The organism is Metallosphaera yellowstonensis MK1 (genome assembly GCF_000243315.1).
Taxonomy (GTDB): Archaea; Thermoproteota; Thermoprotei_A; order Sulfolobales; family Sulfolobaceae; genus Metallosphaera; species Metallosphaera yellowstonensis.
The window spans coordinates 365,322-380,308 of sequence record NZ_JH597768.1; the positions used below are offsets into that span (position 1 = coordinate 365,322).

Sequence of the window (14,987 nt, forward strand, 5' to 3'; positions counted from 1 at the left end):
AAATCAATAGAACCGCTTATTAATAATATAGATTTATTTTCAAGGAGGTGATTTTGGGTCTACCGTTTAAGAGAGGGGATGCCGCCGCGGGGATTTGAACCCCGGACAACCCGGTACCTGAGCCTAGTCTTCAGCCGGGTGCTCTCCCGGGCTGAGCTACGGCGGCATGGTTATTGAGATATCTCAAACTTAAAGCTTTTCCGCTGAATGTCTTCCCGGGGCCCGGCGACACCCTGGGAGAGCCCTTATTAGGGGCCTGTGAAATAGGGTCTCCAGGGGCCCCAACATTGGTGAACGTACTCGTCGCTTCGTTGAACCGGGTGGACAGGAGTTACCTGGAGAAAGTCAAGTCGTGGCTTGAGAGGGATTCTCAGGTCTACCTCATGGTGGAGGCAACACACGTTGGAGTTGAGAGCTACGATTGGAACGCGAGTAAGTTCGACGGGAGGGCCCTCATGAACCAGATCCTCAAGAGGTTCGATTCCCTCCCCTTCGACTACGTCCTAGTACTTTTCAACCCCAGTATCACCTTGAACGGCAGGTTGCCTGAGTGTATATCCTCAGGAAAGGTTTACCTCATATCCCTCACCAACTCCTTTTTCAGGAGGAGCAACGAGGGAGTGGAGGGGCTTAGGGAAGTCGTCAGAGGAATACTCTCTGGGAGGAAACCTTGCTTGGAGTTGGCTCAACTCACCTAGTCATATGTCGACCACGAAGGTAATCTCGTACCCCCCATCCCTCTTGGTTATCTCCATCTCGTGATAAGTCATGGCCTTCACCACAGTCCTCCTCTCGTGCCTTTCAGGGTCGAACTTCTCCCCTAAGGCTTCTCCCCTAAGCGATAGGCCTTCTATCGTGACCTTAAAGGCACTGAATAGGAGGAGTTCGGTGTCGTAGTAGAAGAGGAGTGACTCTATCCACCTGTAGAGCAAGTTCTTCAAGTCGTACCCCTCCACAGTTACCTCCCTCCTCTCCCTCCTCTCAACCTTGCTCGTGTCGGTCATGACCTCGAACACCGCTAGGGCAGAGTTCTCGAAGGCCTCCTCCAATGTCTTCCCCCAAGCCCTGATGCCGACGTCTGCCGTGTGATCGAAGAACTCGAACTTCATATCAACCTTTTAACTCCTGAACCTTTAACGTTTATAGATGAACATGGGAGGACGACAGAAGACAACCATATTCATGAACAAGGAGGTTAAGAAAGAGAAGAAGGGACAGCAAGCTAACCAGCCCTCCTCGAAGTGAAGAAGGGAAGGAAGTAGATCAGTGCTGCCAGGAAGAGCGAGATCAGAACTATGTCAAGGTTTTTTGTCTCTGCGTAACTGACCAGGGAAGTGTAGAGGAGTGCTAAGCTGATCAAGATTCGACTCTTCATCCTCTCACCTACACGAAGTCCACCTGTATGGGCAGCCTTGAGTAACCTCCAGCTATGGCTGACCCGACTCCCAGGGAGAGTGACGTCAGTATACCCAGGTAGGCTGTGGGCATTATCACTGTCCCCTCTATGTAGTCAGGTATGGCGTTGCTGAGTAGGGAGTTCAGGGCCTGAAGTGAATTAATGTTGGTGGAGAAGTCCTGTATGACGTTAACTCCGAACGTACTCAGGAATGCAGGGAGAAGCGGGAGACCCACGTAGAACACTATGGCGAAACCCATGAGACCACCACCAACCGCTCTCCCGATCCTGAACGGGAGCGAGAGCATGAGAACCCCTAGGGCTATGAGCAATCCAACGTTGTTGTAGATCAACTGGGAGATAACTATCAAGGTACCAGTGATCGTTATGAACCCAGAGAGGAAGGTGAGGACAAGAGAGAAGGGAACAGAGAGGGGTGTAAATCCTATGATTGTGAGTATTCCCCTCACCACAGTGAAGATGGATAGCTCGTTGGCCAAGAGTTCGTAAAGCCAGTTCATGTAACTCGGCCAATTAGTTCCCAGTTGATTGCCTATTACCGAGACCAGGTAGAGGATAGTCTCATAGAGGTTCACGAGTATCGTGGAGTAAATCCCGTCAGATATCATCTTGGGTCCCCACTTTTTAACCCCGTAGAGGGGAATCGGGAGGGCCATGAAGAGTGTTCCCAGAAAGTAAGTCAGTGCAGCCAAGTCCTGAGATATGGATAGTACCTCGAACGCGTTCAACTCTGATACCCCTAGAACTGCCCAGCCACGTAAGACACCAACGCGAACACTGTAGTCCCTATGGCTAGCCAAAAGGCAGCCATTATAGCGTCCTCGATGAAGTCCTGACCAGTCCTCTTGACCTTGAATATGGGTATCGGAGAGCCCCTCAGGGCCCACCCCACAGCCCAAGCCAGTATGAATATACTCCAGGCTATCTCAGTAACTTGAGTCGTGAGTTGTTGCACGAAGGACTCTATTCCAGACATCAGTTTGAGGTTAAGCCTAATTTTAGGTGAGAGGTGTCCGAATGTTTTCAGTTAAAAAACTTTCAATGGTTTTCACCACGCCCTCTGGGGAGAGCTTCACGGTATTTATGACCAGGTCATAAACAGAGAGGTCCTGGATGTCTATACCGTAGTACCTCCAGAACCTCAAATAATGGCTCTGTTCCCTCTCTATCACGGACTTGAGCGCCTGTTCGTAGGACATTCCATCCCTAAAGGATATCCTCCTAGCCCTCTCCTCCAGGGGAGCCCAGAGATAGACGCTGAGGTCCGACTTCCCAGCCAAAAGCCAGCCAGCTATGTGGGACTCTATGACCACGTTGGACTTGTTGGCCTGTCTCATTATCTCCTGATCTATGGCCTTATCTATGTCGAAGCTATTCTCCGCCTCTCTATTAAGAGATAATATGTCTACCCCGTGTGACCTTGCCATTTCCCTGAATATCTGACCTGCAGAAACGAACTTCAGACCGTACTTCAACGAGAGCGACTTCGCCACAGTTGTCTTACCACTCCCAGAGGGACCGCTTATGACTATTATCATGAAATTCCTCTCACAGCTAATTTGATTCCCATTGAAAGGCACTTATGACAGAGATAACCCCCATACTGTCTCGATGACGAGTCCATGGATCCCCTGAGCGGTCTCTTGCATATGGAACATTTAGCTACCGAGTCCTTCCTCCTGTAGAAAATCACTGAGATCTTGCCAGAAGGAGTTCTCCTATACAACTTCCTGAGGGATGTGGACCTCTGGAAGGGCTTCATGGGCTATAATTAGACAGTTAGCTTATATTTGCTTTGGGCCTCCTCAGTGAAAGTGGAGTGAAAACTAAGAAAGAGAGGATATAGAGGAGGAGCGGACCCTCTACTAATACGTTTCTCCCCTCAATCCTGACAGTAAGGAGGGGCACATAGAAGGGGAAGTAAAGCACGAAGTTCATCGAGAACACAAGGAACAGACCAATCATGTAAAGGGCTAGGAGAACCATAGACTGGAGGAGTGAGTAGAAGTACACTGCGTTGTTGTACCTCTTTATGTCCTTGGAGAGCTTCATATAAACCCTGTCTCTCCTCTTGGGAACCACGGTGTTTATTCTTGCCTGTAATTTCTCGAGCTCCTGCAGGCTCCTAGAAAGTCTCTTGGAAATGAAGGTCCTATAAAGTGCGTAGAGGAGAACGTTTAAACTCAGGCTCAAAAAAAGAACTTCCAGGATCTCGACGCTCATATCAGGTCATTGACTTGATTATCTCGTTGGCAGCTACTGAGGGATCTCCCTCCACGTTTTTGACAACCTTGACCGATGCTCCCACGAGTACCGCTGAGGCCATAGCAGAATACCTGGCAAAGTTCATGGTTTCCTGGATCACAGTTATGTCAGCATAGTCGGTTCTAGCCCTCGTCTTATCGGAGGCCTGCCTCTTCAATATAAGCTCTGGTTCACTCTCTATGAGGAAAATAACTGTAGGTTGAAGTATCTCTACGATATGCTTAGGTAATCCAGGGAGATATCCCCCTGGTGTCCTTATCACAGCGTGGGTGTCCAGGAAGGCCAGTCCGCCCTCCCCTAACGATGAGGCATCCTTATGTATGTTCCTTGCTGCCTCCAGCTGTAGGTTACGCTGAAGCTCTAGCGGTAACTTCCTCATTTCGTCCCTGCTACTAACGTACCTCAACTCGAGGGCAGTCTTCAACATGTAGTCTCCGTAGTTCATTATGAGGAATTTTGACCCTTTCCCAGAGAGTATGGAAGATATCGTGTTTAGCACTGTTGTCTTCCCCACGCCGGGTATTCCTGTAACTATTCCCAACTTCATGATCACTCACCTATCAATCTCTTCAACAAGGGGTACATCTCTATTGACCTCTCGTAGGCTAATAAGCTATAGTACTGCATGGCTATTGAGACCGCTAATAGTATTCCCACTCCTGTTCCGTACACCCCAAGCATAGTAGCTACGACAGCTATCACGCTCACTATAATAGAACTGAAGAAGGCTAGAGGATATATGTACTTAGCTAGGACAGCCTCTATCATCTTGGGGTTACTCCTCATACCAGGTATCTCTATCCCTGCATCAACCAGGTTCTGAGCTTGGGTAGCGGGGTCTAGTCCGGAGACCTCTACCCACACTATTCCGAACAGTACACCCAAGACTATGAACACCGCCGCGTATATGAGGGCCCCCACAGGATCTAAGACCACGGCGTATACACTATGAGGTATGGTTGTGGTTGGAGGAGGGAATATGAAGGCTGTCTGAATGTCGTTAAGGATCGTTGAGGCTGAAGGGGATACGTAGGAGGTCAGGGAGGAAAAGAGCTCTATGTCAGCTCCCAAAACGCTCACGAAGATGACTGGAATGCTGCTGACATAAAGGAAGTTGAGGGGAACGGTTCTCCTTATACCCCTCAGTTTCTGGGAAGTTATAGGGATTTGAACGTTGATGGAGGTGAGGTATATTATCAAGAATATGAGGCCTATGGTCGTCACTAAGCCGACAAGGTCTGGTTGGAAGGGTTTAGTGGTGTTCACTATGAGGGTCAATATGTCACCGTGATCTATCAGAGTTGTAACAAGTGAAGGGAAGAAACCCACCGGCAGGTTCTGAGACTGCACGTTGACGATGCCGAACATATACCAGAATATTATCTTCATTGTCCCTGCCAGGATGAAGAGACTTACCCCAGAGCCTAGTCCCCAACCCTTCTGTATGAGTTCGTCAAGCAACAGTATGAAGTAAGTCGCTACTACCAATTGTCCAGCCACCGCCAGTGGGATAGTGAGGTTAGAGAAACCTGTAGATCTAGTTAAAGCGAAACCGAACAGGAAGGACTCCAATAATATGAACAGGAACGCTAGCCCCTTTTGTGCCTCGGTGAATTTAGCCTTATCGTCCTCAGTGGAGAGGTTGAGGTTTATGAGCTTCGAACCTACGAGTATCTGCATTATCAGACCGGCAGTTATTATTGGACCTATGCCTAATTGAGCCAGAGTCCCAGCAGTCGAGGCAAATATGACTTGCTCCAAAAGGAAGTTACTCAATGCAGAGGATTGAATGCCGTACAGTGGAACAGAGGACATCACGAGATAAACTATTACTCCCACAATCGACCAAAGCAACTTCTGGTTTAACGAGGGTTTCTGCTCCGGCTTCTTGACGGCAGGCAAGACTTGGCCTAACTTCGATAGAGCGTCGGTAAATGACATAAATTAATCAAAACAGTTAGCTTTGAGGGGTTAAAATAACTTGCCCACCAGATTTTTCTATCTTCTCCTTGGCTTTATTGGTAATAGCTCCCACTGTGACCAGTAAAGGTCTATCCACCTTTCCTCCTCCCAAGAGTTTATCGTAACCAATCTTGGTCAAGTCAACCACTAGTTTCCCGTTCTCTTCCTTAGCCTCGATAGCTCCTTTATCCACCAGTTCCAACAACTTCCTAATGGATATAGCTCTAACTACCTTCGAGGTAGGATTGATGAAACCGTGCTTTCCATACCAGTCCTTTCCGTACTTAACTATCCAGGACCACTTCTCCTTATGCATTCCGATGTGCCTTCCACCCTCAGCTCCTCTATCTCTGTGCTGACCCTTTGTTCCCCATCCCATAGTTCTATGGCCCCTCATTTTCCTTGTCTTCTTTTCCCTTCTGACTACCACGTTACACCATCCTCCTGACCAATTCGTTAATTTTGTCTCCCCTGTAGCCTAACTCTCCTCCTGAACCTAGGAAGGAATTTACCTTTCCCTTAAAGCCCTTCTTGGGTGGGTGAAGCCTTATTGGTAACTTAACGAAATCCTGTTTGTTGAGCCTTATCCTACCCTCTACTAAATCCCTCAGAAACTCTTCCAATGTGATTCCCATCTTCTCCTTGATTATCCCTTCATCTAGCTTGCCCTTAAAAGTCTCCAACCTAGATATGATGGCCTTGGCCCCTTCCATATTAAGTTCTCCCCACGTCACGTAGGACTGAACCCTCCTTATCATTCCAACTATCTGTTCCTCAGCTGGGTAGATCATAGCATTGTAGTGATTATATAATCTGAGCCTGTCTAGAGTCTCCTGAATGTCCCACGGGGTGGAGGCCCTCCCCCTTATTCTTATGACCAGGATTGAAGCCGTGATACCTCACCTCTTTCTCATCCAATCAACTGGAGTGACGAATCTATAGGTATTATATAGGGCCATGTAGGCAGCCTTAATGAAGTTGTCTGTAGTCCTAGTCTCTCCTCTGCTGAACGACCAAACGTCCCTCAACCCAGCGTAAGTTAAGAGAGTCTTCACGACGTCCCCTGCCACCAGACCTGTACCCTTGGGTGCAGGTCTCAGGATTATCTCCGAGCTTCCAGCCTTGCCGTACACCGTGAACGGAAGGCTGTGCGACTCTCCACAAGTGCACTCCCAACTGCCGCAGCCTCTCCTCACGGGTATTATATGCATCTTCGCGTCCCTTATAGACTTCTGAATGGCTACTCTAAGTTGTTTGGCCTTCCCCACACCTATACCTACGTAACCGTCTTGATTTCCCATGACTACTAGAACCTTATACCTTGATAGCTCTCCTGCGTCAGTCTGTTTCTGAACCATCCTTATGTCGACCACTTCGTACTTAAGATTCGGAAGGAGCACGTCTATGATTTCAGGTTCCGCTATCGTTAGATTTCTGGCAAAGAGCTCCTTTACGGAGGTTATTTTACCCTCCTTTACCAACTGTCCTACTTTAGTTCTCGGCTTCCATTCCTCCACGTTTGTAACGGGAACTTCCTCCATCTACATCACCCTTCAGAAGACTTGATTTTGTTGAGCACCTCTTGGAAGTGTGATGGGAGCTCCCTCGGGTCGAGTCCCCTGGAGATATACCTTGAGAACTGCCTTTTGAACTTCTCGGGATCCTGTCTTTCCAATAACTCGGCGTACTTTGCAACGTGAGCCCCTGTGAGCCTGGTCTTGTCTATCTTGACGTCTCCTAAGGGGACAGTTAGACCTGCGTCGATGGCCCCCTTTATTCCGTAGAAGATCCTTGCACCAGGTGTGGGTGTGAAGAGTCCTATATCCGCATAGACCTCCTTTATCCCAGCCTTCCTCGCTCTTACGCCCAAAAGATATCCAGTCAAATAACACGCTGTGGTATTATTTTCATCCCCTTTCCAACCGTACTTGGCCAGTTCTGACGAGTGTGCTGAAGCGATCACTATGTCCCCCTTCGGATCGAACTTGACCACCTGGGCGATGAAATACTTGTTAGTCAACCTAACTACAAGCCTGGTCGCCTTATTTATTACGTACGTATATCTCCTGTAGTAATTTGTCTTACCCTCTCTCCTTCTCCTGAACTTTACTTTGTAACTAGGACCTGTCGCCATTCTTCATCACTCCTTTAGCTTACCCATCTGTTTCAGTACACTCTTCACATCAGAGAGGTTCTTAAATGTGCCCCCCTTGGCCTTTAAGTATAGCATCCTGTAAGACCTGCTATCCAGCTTTCCGTTATCCCGCAACCACTTCAGATATCTCCTTATCTTCCTTATCCTCGCCATCCACAACTCCTTACTGTCAGCCCTAGCTCCCTTTTTACCTTTCCTACTACCAGTTCTCCTTCCCTCTCCCTTCCACTTCCTGTTCCTCCTGTTTCTCTTTACTCTCCCCCTGCTGTTTCCCTTAGGCTGAAGTACGATTATCTTACCGTCTTTGATGAGCTTTCTAATGTCGTCCCTAGTTAGGGCATCTCTAACCTCATCAGCATATTCGGGTGGAATCCTCACTCTACTCTGTCCTACACCTCTTATTTCTGCGGCCAATCTTCTCTGAAGCTGAAGATCTGTCATATCTACTCACCATTACACACTTTCAAGCCCAACTCCTGGGCCCTCTTAAGAATCTCCCCCCTTAACCTGAGGCCTACCTTAGAGCTTATCCTTACTATAATTTTATCCTCCATACCTTTCAGCTTATCTAAATCTCTAAGATTGTTTATTAGAACCTCTCTGAGCCCAGATGGGTGAAGAGCCCTCACTACCTTTGGTGTCCTATATCCTGCACTTACAGGCCTTGGGAAGCCCTTAACCTTGAGTCTAGTTTTATTATCCTGCCCACGGGTTCTCCTCCACCTATCTTGCCTCTCCAGCCTGTAATACTTGTCCCAGTCGTATCTTTTGAACTCAGGGAGTAAGGACTTATGCTTAAGCTTCAACCTGTAAATCTTCCTTCTAAGTTTAATCGCCTCCAACTTAACCATCACTCCATTACCTCCTTCTTATAAATGAAAATACCATCTGAAAAGATTCTCCTATCAAAATCGGTTATCTTTGAGGCCAACTCAATGTTCGCAGCCGTCTGTGCTACCTTCTCCACATCGATTCCCTCTACCACTATGTCTTCACCCTTCACTGTGACCTTGACTCCTGGAAGTATTGTGGCTCTCCTGATGTTCTTCTCCCCTATTAGATTGGTTATCTGTACTTCGTTTCCTACAACTTTAACCGTTATAGGGAAATGTGTGAAGATTATTTTTAGATAATATCTGTAACCCTTTTGAACTCCTATAAACATGTTATTAATATGTCTCATTATGCTGTAAATTGTAGCCTTCTCTCTCCTCCCAAGGAATGTTGCCTCCAGGATGATCTTGTTGTCCTCAAGTTTCATCTCCAAGAACCTCGCAAAAGAGAAATCTCTGATCAACTCTCCCTTTTTCCCCTTCACTTTCAGGGTCTTGCCCTGCAACTCCACCTTAACCCCATTAGGTATCTGAACCTCTTCTCTTAGTGAGACTGCCTGCACAACACTCACCTCAATAGACGTAACCTAATACTATTCCACCCAGCCTCTGCCTTGCAGCTTCCTTGTGAGTCATCACTCCCTTAGAGGTGGACACTATTATTACCCCAATCTCCTTAGATGGAAGATACCTCCTGATGTTATCAGGCAAGCTGATCATTTCCCTGTAGGTCATGGAATATCTGGGAGTTATAGATCCACACTTATTTATCCTTCCCAGAAGCTGAACCACTATCTTCCCCCACCTTCCATCGTCTATGTGCTCGAATTCTCCTACATAGCCCTCCTTCTGCATAGTTCGCAGGACGTTAATTATCAGTTTTGATGCGGGTATTATAATGGCCTGCTTATTTCTCCTCATCTCGTTGTTATATATGGTACTTAACGCATTGGAGAGAGTATTAATGACCACCATCTTTCTCACCTTAACTTCTTAAAGCCTAACGGATAGGCCACTTCCCTAAAGCACTGGCGACACAGATAGATGCCATACTTCTGAATAACGGAGTCGGTGCTGCCACATCTCCTGCAGACTTGTACGCCTTTACCATGTTTCCTTTCCGCCGGGGGTCTATACTTTCCCACTCCTCATCACCTACACGACTGTGACTCCAAAGTTATCTTGGAGGAACATTATGGCCTCCTCCTTGGATATCCTGACTGATTTGGGCAGTCTAGCCTTCTTTCTCTTTCGCCTAGCAACCCTATATCCTGCCCTCTCTAAGGTTATGGCAACGTCGAGACCGAAGATCCCTATTTCAGGATCGTATCTCATTCCTGGTATAACTACGTGCTCTGATATTCCGAAACTCACGTTACCGTAGTCATCAAAGCTTGATGCCTTTATCTTGTTGTTTACAGCGACGAGAGCTCTCTTAAGGAACTCGACTGCCATATTTCCCCTAAGTGTAACCATCACCCCGATAGGGGCTCCCTTTCTCACATCGAACTCTTTTATGGACTTCTTAGCCTTGGTGTATACGGGTTTAGCACCTGTCATCTCCTGGAGGAGTTGATACGCCCTTTGGAGCCTCTCACCTGACTCCCCTAAGCCTATGTTCACAGTGACTTTTGCCAGCTTAACTCTCCTCATAGGGTTTACCTTCAATTCCTGCTGAACGCTCACTTTAGACCACCCTCACCTCTGGTCTCTCTTCCCCTACTACCATGCTGTTCTCTAAGTTTGTCTCGTATTCGGTACCATCTTCCCCTCTTATAACCACTATTGTGTGTCTCTTCTTCTTGTAGTTGGCCCACTGTATCCTCTTTAATGTTCCAATCACCCCTGCGTTCTTACCGCCTATAGCCATAACATAGACTCCTTCCTTCAACTGGTAAGTTCCTAGAATCTGTTGAGACGGTATCGCAATCTTAAATGTGGTGAGAGTAGGCATGTTAAACTGAGAGGCTTCCTGTTTATCCTTTAACAAGATGTTCCTGCCGTCCTCGAAGTTTAACTGTAGAGCGCTTCCCTTGACCACAGTCTTTCCAGTTAACCTGACTAGCTTGTATCCTGCCTCCTCAGAGGAAATCTTGACCACCTTAAGAAGTCTAACCCTGTCTGGTACTACACGGTAGTACAACGATGCGGAAGGTATGGTAATAACGTCCATGAGGCCCACTGGGTACTTATAATCTCTCCTTACCCTCCCGTCTACCATTACTAAACCGTCACTGATGATCTTCTTGGACTCTCTGAGGTTGCTGGCGATTCCCAGGTAGTCCCTTAGTAATATACCCAAGGGTATGCTTCTGGATAGAGGATGAGGACCAGGGATAGGTTTGACCGTCCACTTGTATTCCTTCTTGCTTAACCTTAAGAACCAAGGTGCGTTAAGTCTAGTAATATGAGGCATCTCTAGGCACCTCCCTGAGTTTTCTCAGCCTTTTTACCCTTCCTCTCTATTGCCTCCTTCCTCCTAGGATCTGCGGTGTTAAGTTTTGTGATCATGACCTTTGAGGCGTGTATCTTAACGAATAGGGGAGTTCCATCAGCTTTCTTCCTGGTCAGACCTTCTATCGCTATTCTGCCCTCTTCTGGGAAAACCTGAACCACTTTCCCCTCGAATCCCCTATCCTTACCTCTCATGACTATCACTGTGTCGTCCTTCCTGACCCTTAATCTCTTGATACCGAACTCCTTCCGAATTTCCTCAGACACCCTAGCGGTAAGTTGTTTGACCGAAGCAGCCTTCCTCTGCTTAGAAGGTTTATGAGATTGCATGGTAACACACCTCAAATTATTAAGGTAGCTAAGCTAGCCACCTTTGGCCACCTCTCCGCTGCCTCTCTCGCAACTGGTCCTCTGATTTCGGTTCCCTTTGCAGTACCGTCTGGATTAACTATCACGACCGCATTGTCCTCAAATGAGATCCACGTCCCGTCCGGTCTCCTAAAGGGCATCCTTTGCCTTATCACCACGGCCTTGAACTTCTGCTTCCTCATCTCTGGTGTTCCCTTTCTTACTGAGACCATCACTAAATCCCCTACGTTAGCGAAGGGTACTCTCCTCAAAGCACCCCTGTAGCCGAAGACTCCTATAACCACTGCTTCCTTCCCTCCACTGTTATCAGAAACGACCACACTGGTGTAATTCTGTATGCCCGGAGTGAGACCCTTTCTCGAACCCAACATCTGCATCTTTTCTGGCATTTCCCTCACCTCTTACCCAACACTACGAACGAGACTGACTTGGATATTGGCCTCGTCTCTCCTATTATCACCTTGTCCCCCTCCTTAACGTCAAGGCATGGAGGAACGTGAACGTGAATCTTGCTTGATCTCCTTTCATATCTCTTATACTTACCATCATAATACAGGTAAGTTCTCATAACTACTCCGCTCTTAGAGGCCCTGTACTTAATCAAGGTTCCCTCTATGAGGAGACCCCTTACCCTCAAACTCCCATGGTATGGGCAATCCCTGTCGTCGCAGACCCTGTTGGGCTGTTGGACGCCAGGGATACCCACATTCTTGGATTGTAGTTGGGACATATGACCACCTATTTTAACCTCTTGATTGGCTTACCAACTAAGACTTCGCCACATATAGTGATCCGACCTCTTTTAAAATCTAACTCAAAGGTTCCATTGACTTTCAATACCGACACTTTCCTACCTTTAGTGAGTAGAACTAGAGTCTTCTCGGTTTCTAAAAAAACCTCTCCAGATAAACCAACTAAAGAGGGGTCAGTGTGAGTGATTACCTTTGCATAAGCTCCTATCAGGTCAAGATGGCCTTGGAGCTTTTTTCTCATTTGTCCTCTTCTTCTCCCACAGAAGAAGGTTTATTCTAGATATCTCCTTCCTTATGTTCCTCAATGAAGAAGTGTCCTTTAGAGTACCGAGCCTGGCCTCGGCCCTCTTCTTCAGCAGGTCTGCCTTAAGTTCTTCAAGCCTCTTCCTTAAATCGTCCTCTGCGAGTTGTCTAAGTTCTTTCATAGATTTACCCACTTCCTGCCCCCTCCGTCGTTCCTGGTTGTTCGTCTATTATCCTAACGTTAGTGACCCTGACCTCAGCTTCCTGAGGCTGTGGAGAAGTCGGCGTAAGTTCTCTGAGCGACATCTTATCAATGTTCTTCAGAGGTTTAGTTATTATGACTTCGACACCATAAATTCCCATCTTAAGTGTTGCTATGGCGATAGCCCTATCCACCATGACATCTAAACTATTTCCAGTTTTATACACTATCCCTTCCTTTAACTTCTCGAACTTAGCCCTCTCAGAGGTGATTTTGCCACTCACTATAACCTCAGCCCCTAAAGCCCCAGCATTCATTATCCTCCTTATCGTTATGAAGGCAGCCCTCCTGAAGTGATATCCCCTCTCCAGAGTGACCGCCAGCCTAAACGCCATAACCCTTGCGTTGAGCTCAGGTTTCTCTGGCTGTGCTACAGTTATCTGCGGGTTCTCAAGATTGAAGTACCTCTCCAGGATTTGATGGAGCTGTTTAATGGTCTTCCCTCCCTTACCTATTATCATAGCAGGCCTCCCAGCGTATATTATAACTCTAGTCCCCATGGGCGTCTTTATTATCTCTGAACCAGCGTACTCTGCATTGTAATACTGTTTAGCTAAATATTCGTCTACCATGACCCTAGTAAGGGACTTTTGTAGGAAGTACTTCTTTATATCAACCAAATTTTACACCTCACCTATTATGACCTCGATATGAGAAGTTCTGTTAAACTTCTTAGTAGCCCTTCCGAAGGCCCTGGGCATGAACCTCTTGATCACTATACCCTTATGGGCTGCTATGTGAACCACCGTGAGCCTGTCCTCGTCCAGTCCCTTACCCTGTGCGTTAGCTTCAGCATTATCAATGGCCTTAAGCACATATTTTATTGCCTTCTCTGGATATCTTCCACTCTTCACCTTCCACCTGGGCGAAATGTTGGACTTGTGAGAGGCACCGTGAGAATACTTCCAGTAAGGCATGGCCTCTTTGTGCTCCAAAACCCGCTGTAGGAACTCCCTAGCCTCTTTTACCCTCATACCCCTTATTGCCTTACTGATATTGTATAAGTCCTTTATTGATACTGGAGCGTTTCTGACTACGGCCTTCCCTGTTCTCGAGTCATCTAAACCGACCGAAGGATAAATCCATGAACCCATATTATCACCCTTTCATGGCCATGAAGAGGCTTGACCTGGTGGCCTTCAGGCCTGGTTCTCCGTGCTCTACCTTTTGGGTAGTTATGGAGTACTCTCCGAGGTAGTGTCCTATCATCTCTGGAGCGACTTGAAACTCTGTGAACTGCTTACCGTTATATACTGCGAATCTCAGCCCCACCATCTCCGGGAGTATCACCAGACTCCTCACGTGGGTCTTTATGGGTTTATCTAATTTCCCTTCTCTCCTGAGCCTTCTTATTTTCTCTATTAGGGACCTCTGAGACGGAGTGAAACCCCTCTGAAGAGATCTTCTCTGCCTGGAGGGCAACAACTTTATGAATTCATCCATTGACATATTCATGAGCTCCTCCAAAGACTTCCCCCTGTACTTAAACTTCCTCCATTCAGCTGGAATCTCCTGCGACATCTAGAACTCAATCCCCCTCTCTTTATTTAAATTCACTTCCTCTCCCTCCTTCCGGTTCTACGTGCTGCTATGTGACCTACTTTTCTCCCTGGAGGTGTATTTCTAGCTACAGTACTCGATCTGCTCACGCTCTGGTGAAGACCGCCTCCGTGAGGATGCGAGACCACGTTCATGGCAACTCCCCTAACGTTGGGCCACTTCCTGGCCTTTACTTTGTATTTCCAATAGTTATTTCCAGCCTTCAGTAACGGTTTCTCCGAAGCTCCGCTCCCGGCCACTGTTCCTACCGTGACCAGCGCATTAGGGTCGATCTCAATTATCTTTCCGGAAGGTAACCTCACTAATGTTTTATCCCCACTCTTGCCTATTACCACGCCGTAGGTTCCAGCTGCCCTAGCGTATCTTCCACCATCTCCCATGTGCAGTTCTATATTACACACTATGGTGCCCTCGATTAGGTCTTTTGCAGGGAGAATATTCCCTGGAGCTGAAGGAGAACCTTCTCCTACCTCGATTTTCTGTCCCACCACTAAACCCTGGACAGCTGGGACGTAGAATTGGACACCGTTGTCAAGTTTTATCTTGGCTAAGGGTTCTAGCATCCCTGGGTTGTGAAGTATATCAACCACTTTCCCTATATGATGACCAGATATCCTAGGATACCTTGCCCTCGCGACCCTAAGCCAACCTGGGCTCCTGAAATTTATGTTCCCCCTACCTGCTCTCTGTTGGAGTAATTTCTTTCCCATTACGA

30 protein-coding genes and 1 tRNA gene are annotated in these 14,987 nt (G+C 47.3%); 1 reads left to right on the forward strand and 30 read right to left on the reverse strand.

Translation table 11 applies throughout. The annotated features are described in order from the left end of the window. Positions 1 to 79 precede the first annotated feature (79 nt). Positions 80 to 166: transfer RNA gene (locus METMK1DRAFT_RS09445), tRNA-Phe, on the reverse strand. Positions 167 to 287: 121 nt separating this feature from the next. Here METMK1DRAFT_RS09445 and METMK1DRAFT_RS09450 point away from each other — a divergent pair. Beyond that, entirely contained in the window at positions 288 to 698 is a 411-nt protein-coding gene (locus tag METMK1DRAFT_RS09450; protein WP_048087793.1) for a hypothetical protein, read from the forward strand. Here METMK1DRAFT_RS09450 and METMK1DRAFT_RS09455 read toward each other — a convergent pair whose 3' ends face one another. The 29 genes from METMK1DRAFT_RS09455 to METMK1DRAFT_RS09585 all read right to left on the reverse strand — a co-directional run bounded on the left by METMK1DRAFT_RS09455 (position 699) and on the right by METMK1DRAFT_RS09585 (position 14,982). After that, on the reverse strand, positions 699 to 1,109 hold the full coding sequence (locus METMK1DRAFT_RS09455; protein WP_009073420.1) for an archease: 411 nt from the start codon (positions 1,107 to 1,109) through the stop codon (positions 699 to 701). A gap of 113 nt (positions 1,110 to 1,222) precedes the next feature. Next, the gene (locus METMK1DRAFT_RS17760; protein WP_009073423.1) at positions 1,223 to 1,375 is read right to left on the reverse strand and encodes a hypothetical protein; all 153 of its coding nucleotides are present in this window, start codon (positions 1,373 to 1,375) and stop codon (positions 1,223 to 1,225) included. Between the two features lie 8 nt (positions 1,376 to 1,383). Then, on the reverse strand, positions 1,384 to 2,145 hold the full coding sequence (cedA, locus tag METMK1DRAFT_RS09460; RefSeq protein WP_048087796.1) for a DNA import protein CedA: 762 nt from the start codon (positions 2,143 to 2,145) through the stop codon (positions 1,384 to 1,386). A gap of 11 nt (positions 2,146 to 2,156) precedes the next feature. Continuing rightward, complete coding sequence (gene cedA1, locus METMK1DRAFT_RS09465; RefSeq protein WP_009073427.1) at positions 2,157 to 2,393, reverse strand: DNA import protein CedA1; 237 nt, start codon at positions 2,391 to 2,393, stop codon at positions 2,157 to 2,159. Positions 2,394 to 2,415: 22 nt separating this feature from the next. After that, entirely contained in the window at positions 2,416 to 2,955 is a 540-nt protein-coding gene (cmk, locus tag METMK1DRAFT_RS09470) for a (d)CMP kinase (RefSeq protein WP_009073429.1), read from the reverse strand. Continuing rightward, on the reverse strand, positions 2,952 to 3,179 hold the full coding sequence (locus METMK1DRAFT_RS09475; RefSeq protein WP_009073431.1) for a 50S ribosomal protein L34e: 228 nt from the start codon (positions 3,177 to 3,179) through the stop codon (positions 2,952 to 2,954). The genes cmk and METMK1DRAFT_RS09475 overlap by 4 nt, the downstream gene beginning before the upstream one ends. Before the next feature lie 17 nt (positions 3,180 to 3,196). After that, positions 3,197 to 3,610 carry a hypothetical protein gene (locus METMK1DRAFT_RS09480; RefSeq protein ID WP_245544614.1) on the reverse strand — a complete coding sequence of 138 codons (414 nt, stop codon included), beginning with the start codon at positions 3,608 to 3,610 and terminating at the stop codon, positions 3,197 to 3,199. A 31-nt stretch (positions 3,611 to 3,641) separates the two neighbouring features. Further along, positions 3,642 to 4,229 carry an adenylate kinase gene (locus tag METMK1DRAFT_RS09485; RefSeq protein WP_009073434.1) on the reverse strand — a complete coding sequence of 196 codons (588 nt, stop codon included), beginning with the start codon at positions 4,227 to 4,229 and terminating at the stop codon, positions 3,642 to 3,644. Positions 4,230 to 4,231: 2 nt separating this feature from the next. After that, the gene (secY, locus tag METMK1DRAFT_RS09490; RefSeq protein WP_009073436.1) at positions 4,232 to 5,623 is read right to left on the reverse strand and encodes a preprotein translocase subunit SecY; all 1,392 of its coding nucleotides are present in this window, start codon (positions 5,621 to 5,623) and stop codon (positions 4,232 to 4,234) included. 16 nt (positions 5,624 to 5,639) lie between these two features. Further along, the gene (locus METMK1DRAFT_RS09495; RefSeq protein ID WP_009073439.1) at positions 5,640 to 6,074 is read right to left on the reverse strand and encodes an uL15 family ribosomal protein; all 435 of its coding nucleotides are present in this window, start codon (positions 6,072 to 6,074) and stop codon (positions 5,640 to 5,642) included. A gap of 1 nt (position 6,075) precedes the next feature. Next, entirely contained in the window at positions 6,076 to 6,540 is a 465-nt protein-coding gene (locus tag METMK1DRAFT_RS09500) for a 50S ribosomal protein L30 (RefSeq protein ID WP_048087798.1), read from the reverse strand. A 3-nt stretch (positions 6,541 to 6,543) separates the two neighbouring features. Beyond that, positions 6,544 to 7,185, reverse strand: coding sequence for a 30S ribosomal protein S5 (locus METMK1DRAFT_RS09505; protein ID WP_009073443.1), 642 nt, complete (start codon positions 7,183 to 7,185; stop codon positions 6,544 to 6,546). Between the two features lie 5 nt (positions 7,186 to 7,190). Further along, the gene (locus tag METMK1DRAFT_RS09510) at positions 7,191 to 7,778 is read right to left on the reverse strand and encodes a 50S ribosomal protein L18 (RefSeq protein WP_009073445.1); all 588 of its coding nucleotides are present in this window, start codon (positions 7,776 to 7,778) and stop codon (positions 7,191 to 7,193) included. A gap of 6 nt (positions 7,779 to 7,784) precedes the next feature. Further along, the gene (locus METMK1DRAFT_RS09515; protein WP_009073447.1) at positions 7,785 to 8,240 is read right to left on the reverse strand and encodes a 50S ribosomal protein L19e; all 456 of its coding nucleotides are present in this window, start codon (positions 8,238 to 8,240) and stop codon (positions 7,785 to 7,787) included. Positions 8,241 to 8,242: 2 nt separating this feature from the next. Continuing rightward, on the reverse strand, positions 8,243 to 8,650 hold the full coding sequence (locus tag METMK1DRAFT_RS09520) for a 50S ribosomal protein L32e (protein WP_009073449.1): 408 nt from the start codon (positions 8,648 to 8,650) through the stop codon (positions 8,243 to 8,245). Further along, positions 8,650 to 9,195 carry a 50S ribosomal protein L6 gene (locus tag METMK1DRAFT_RS09525; RefSeq protein ID WP_009073451.1) on the reverse strand — a complete coding sequence of 182 codons (546 nt, stop codon included), beginning with the start codon at positions 9,193 to 9,195 and terminating at the stop codon, positions 8,650 to 8,652. Before METMK1DRAFT_RS09525 ends, METMK1DRAFT_RS09520 begins: the two co-directional genes overlap by 1 nt. A gap of 10 nt (positions 9,196 to 9,205) precedes the next feature. Further along, positions 9,206 to 9,607 carry a 30S ribosomal protein S8 gene (locus METMK1DRAFT_RS09530; RefSeq protein WP_009073452.1) on the reverse strand — a complete coding sequence of 134 codons (402 nt, stop codon included), beginning with the start codon at positions 9,605 to 9,607 and terminating at the stop codon, positions 9,206 to 9,208. Positions 9,608 to 9,612: 5 nt separating this feature from the next. Next, complete coding sequence (locus METMK1DRAFT_RS16600; RefSeq protein WP_082230036.1) at positions 9,613 to 9,777, reverse strand: 30S ribosomal protein S14; 165 nt, start codon at positions 9,775 to 9,777, stop codon at positions 9,613 to 9,615. Between the two features lie 10 nt (positions 9,778 to 9,787). Further along, positions 9,788 to 10,318 (reverse strand): 50S ribosomal protein L5, encoded by a 531-nt coding sequence (locus METMK1DRAFT_RS09535; RefSeq protein ID WP_009073454.1) that lies wholly within the window; start codon positions 10,316 to 10,318, stop codon positions 9,788 to 9,790. Between the two features lies 1 nt (position 10,319). Further along, positions 10,320 to 11,048: a 30S ribosomal protein S4e gene (locus tag METMK1DRAFT_RS09540; RefSeq protein ID WP_009073455.1), complete on the reverse strand. Its 729-nt coding sequence runs from the start codon at positions 11,046 to 11,048 to the stop codon at positions 10,320 to 10,322. A gap of 2 nt (positions 11,049 to 11,050) precedes the next feature. Next, a complete protein-coding gene (gene rplX, locus METMK1DRAFT_RS09545; RefSeq protein WP_009073457.1) occupies positions 11,051 to 11,416 on the reverse strand; it encodes a 50S ribosomal protein L24 in 366 nt (121 codons plus the stop codon). 11 nt (positions 11,417 to 11,427) lie between these two features. Then, positions 11,428 to 11,844 (reverse strand): 50S ribosomal protein L14, encoded by a 417-nt coding sequence (locus METMK1DRAFT_RS09550; protein ID WP_009073459.1) that lies wholly within the window; start codon positions 11,842 to 11,844, stop codon positions 11,428 to 11,430. Positions 11,845 to 11,849: 5 nt separating this feature from the next. Then, complete coding sequence (locus METMK1DRAFT_RS09555) at positions 11,850 to 12,185, reverse strand: 30S ribosomal protein S17 (RefSeq protein WP_009073461.1); 336 nt, start codon at positions 12,183 to 12,185, stop codon at positions 11,850 to 11,852. 8 nt (positions 12,186 to 12,193) lie between these two features. Then, positions 12,194 to 12,448, reverse strand: coding sequence for a ribonuclease P protein component 1 (locus tag METMK1DRAFT_RS09560; RefSeq protein ID WP_009073463.1), 255 nt, complete (start codon positions 12,446 to 12,448; stop codon positions 12,194 to 12,196). Then, positions 12,420 to 12,644, reverse strand: coding sequence for a 50S ribosomal protein L29 (gene rpmC / locus METMK1DRAFT_RS09565; protein WP_245544615.1), 225 nt, complete (start codon positions 12,642 to 12,644; stop codon positions 12,420 to 12,422). The genes METMK1DRAFT_RS09560 and rpmC overlap by 29 nt, the downstream gene beginning before the upstream one ends. Next, positions 12,637 to 13,332: a 30S ribosomal protein S3 gene (locus tag METMK1DRAFT_RS09570; protein WP_009073468.1), complete on the reverse strand. Its 696-nt coding sequence runs from the start codon at positions 13,330 to 13,332 to the stop codon at positions 12,637 to 12,639. Before METMK1DRAFT_RS09570 ends, rpmC begins: the two co-directional genes overlap by 8 nt. 3 nt (positions 13,333 to 13,335) lie before the next feature. After that, a complete protein-coding gene (locus METMK1DRAFT_RS09575; RefSeq protein WP_009073470.1) occupies positions 13,336 to 13,806 on the reverse strand; it encodes a 50S ribosomal protein L22 in 471 nt (156 codons plus the stop codon). Positions 13,807 to 13,810: 4 nt separating this feature from the next. Further along, positions 13,811 to 14,233, reverse strand: coding sequence for a 30S ribosomal protein S19 (locus tag METMK1DRAFT_RS09580; protein ID WP_009073471.1), 423 nt, complete (start codon positions 14,231 to 14,233; stop codon positions 13,811 to 13,813). 32 nt (positions 14,234 to 14,265) lie between these two features. Beyond that, positions 14,266 to 14,982: a 50S ribosomal protein L2 gene (locus METMK1DRAFT_RS09585; protein ID WP_009073473.1), complete on the reverse strand. Its 717-nt coding sequence runs from the start codon at positions 14,980 to 14,982 to the stop codon at positions 14,266 to 14,268. Positions 14,983 to 14,987: the final 5 nt, after the last annotated feature.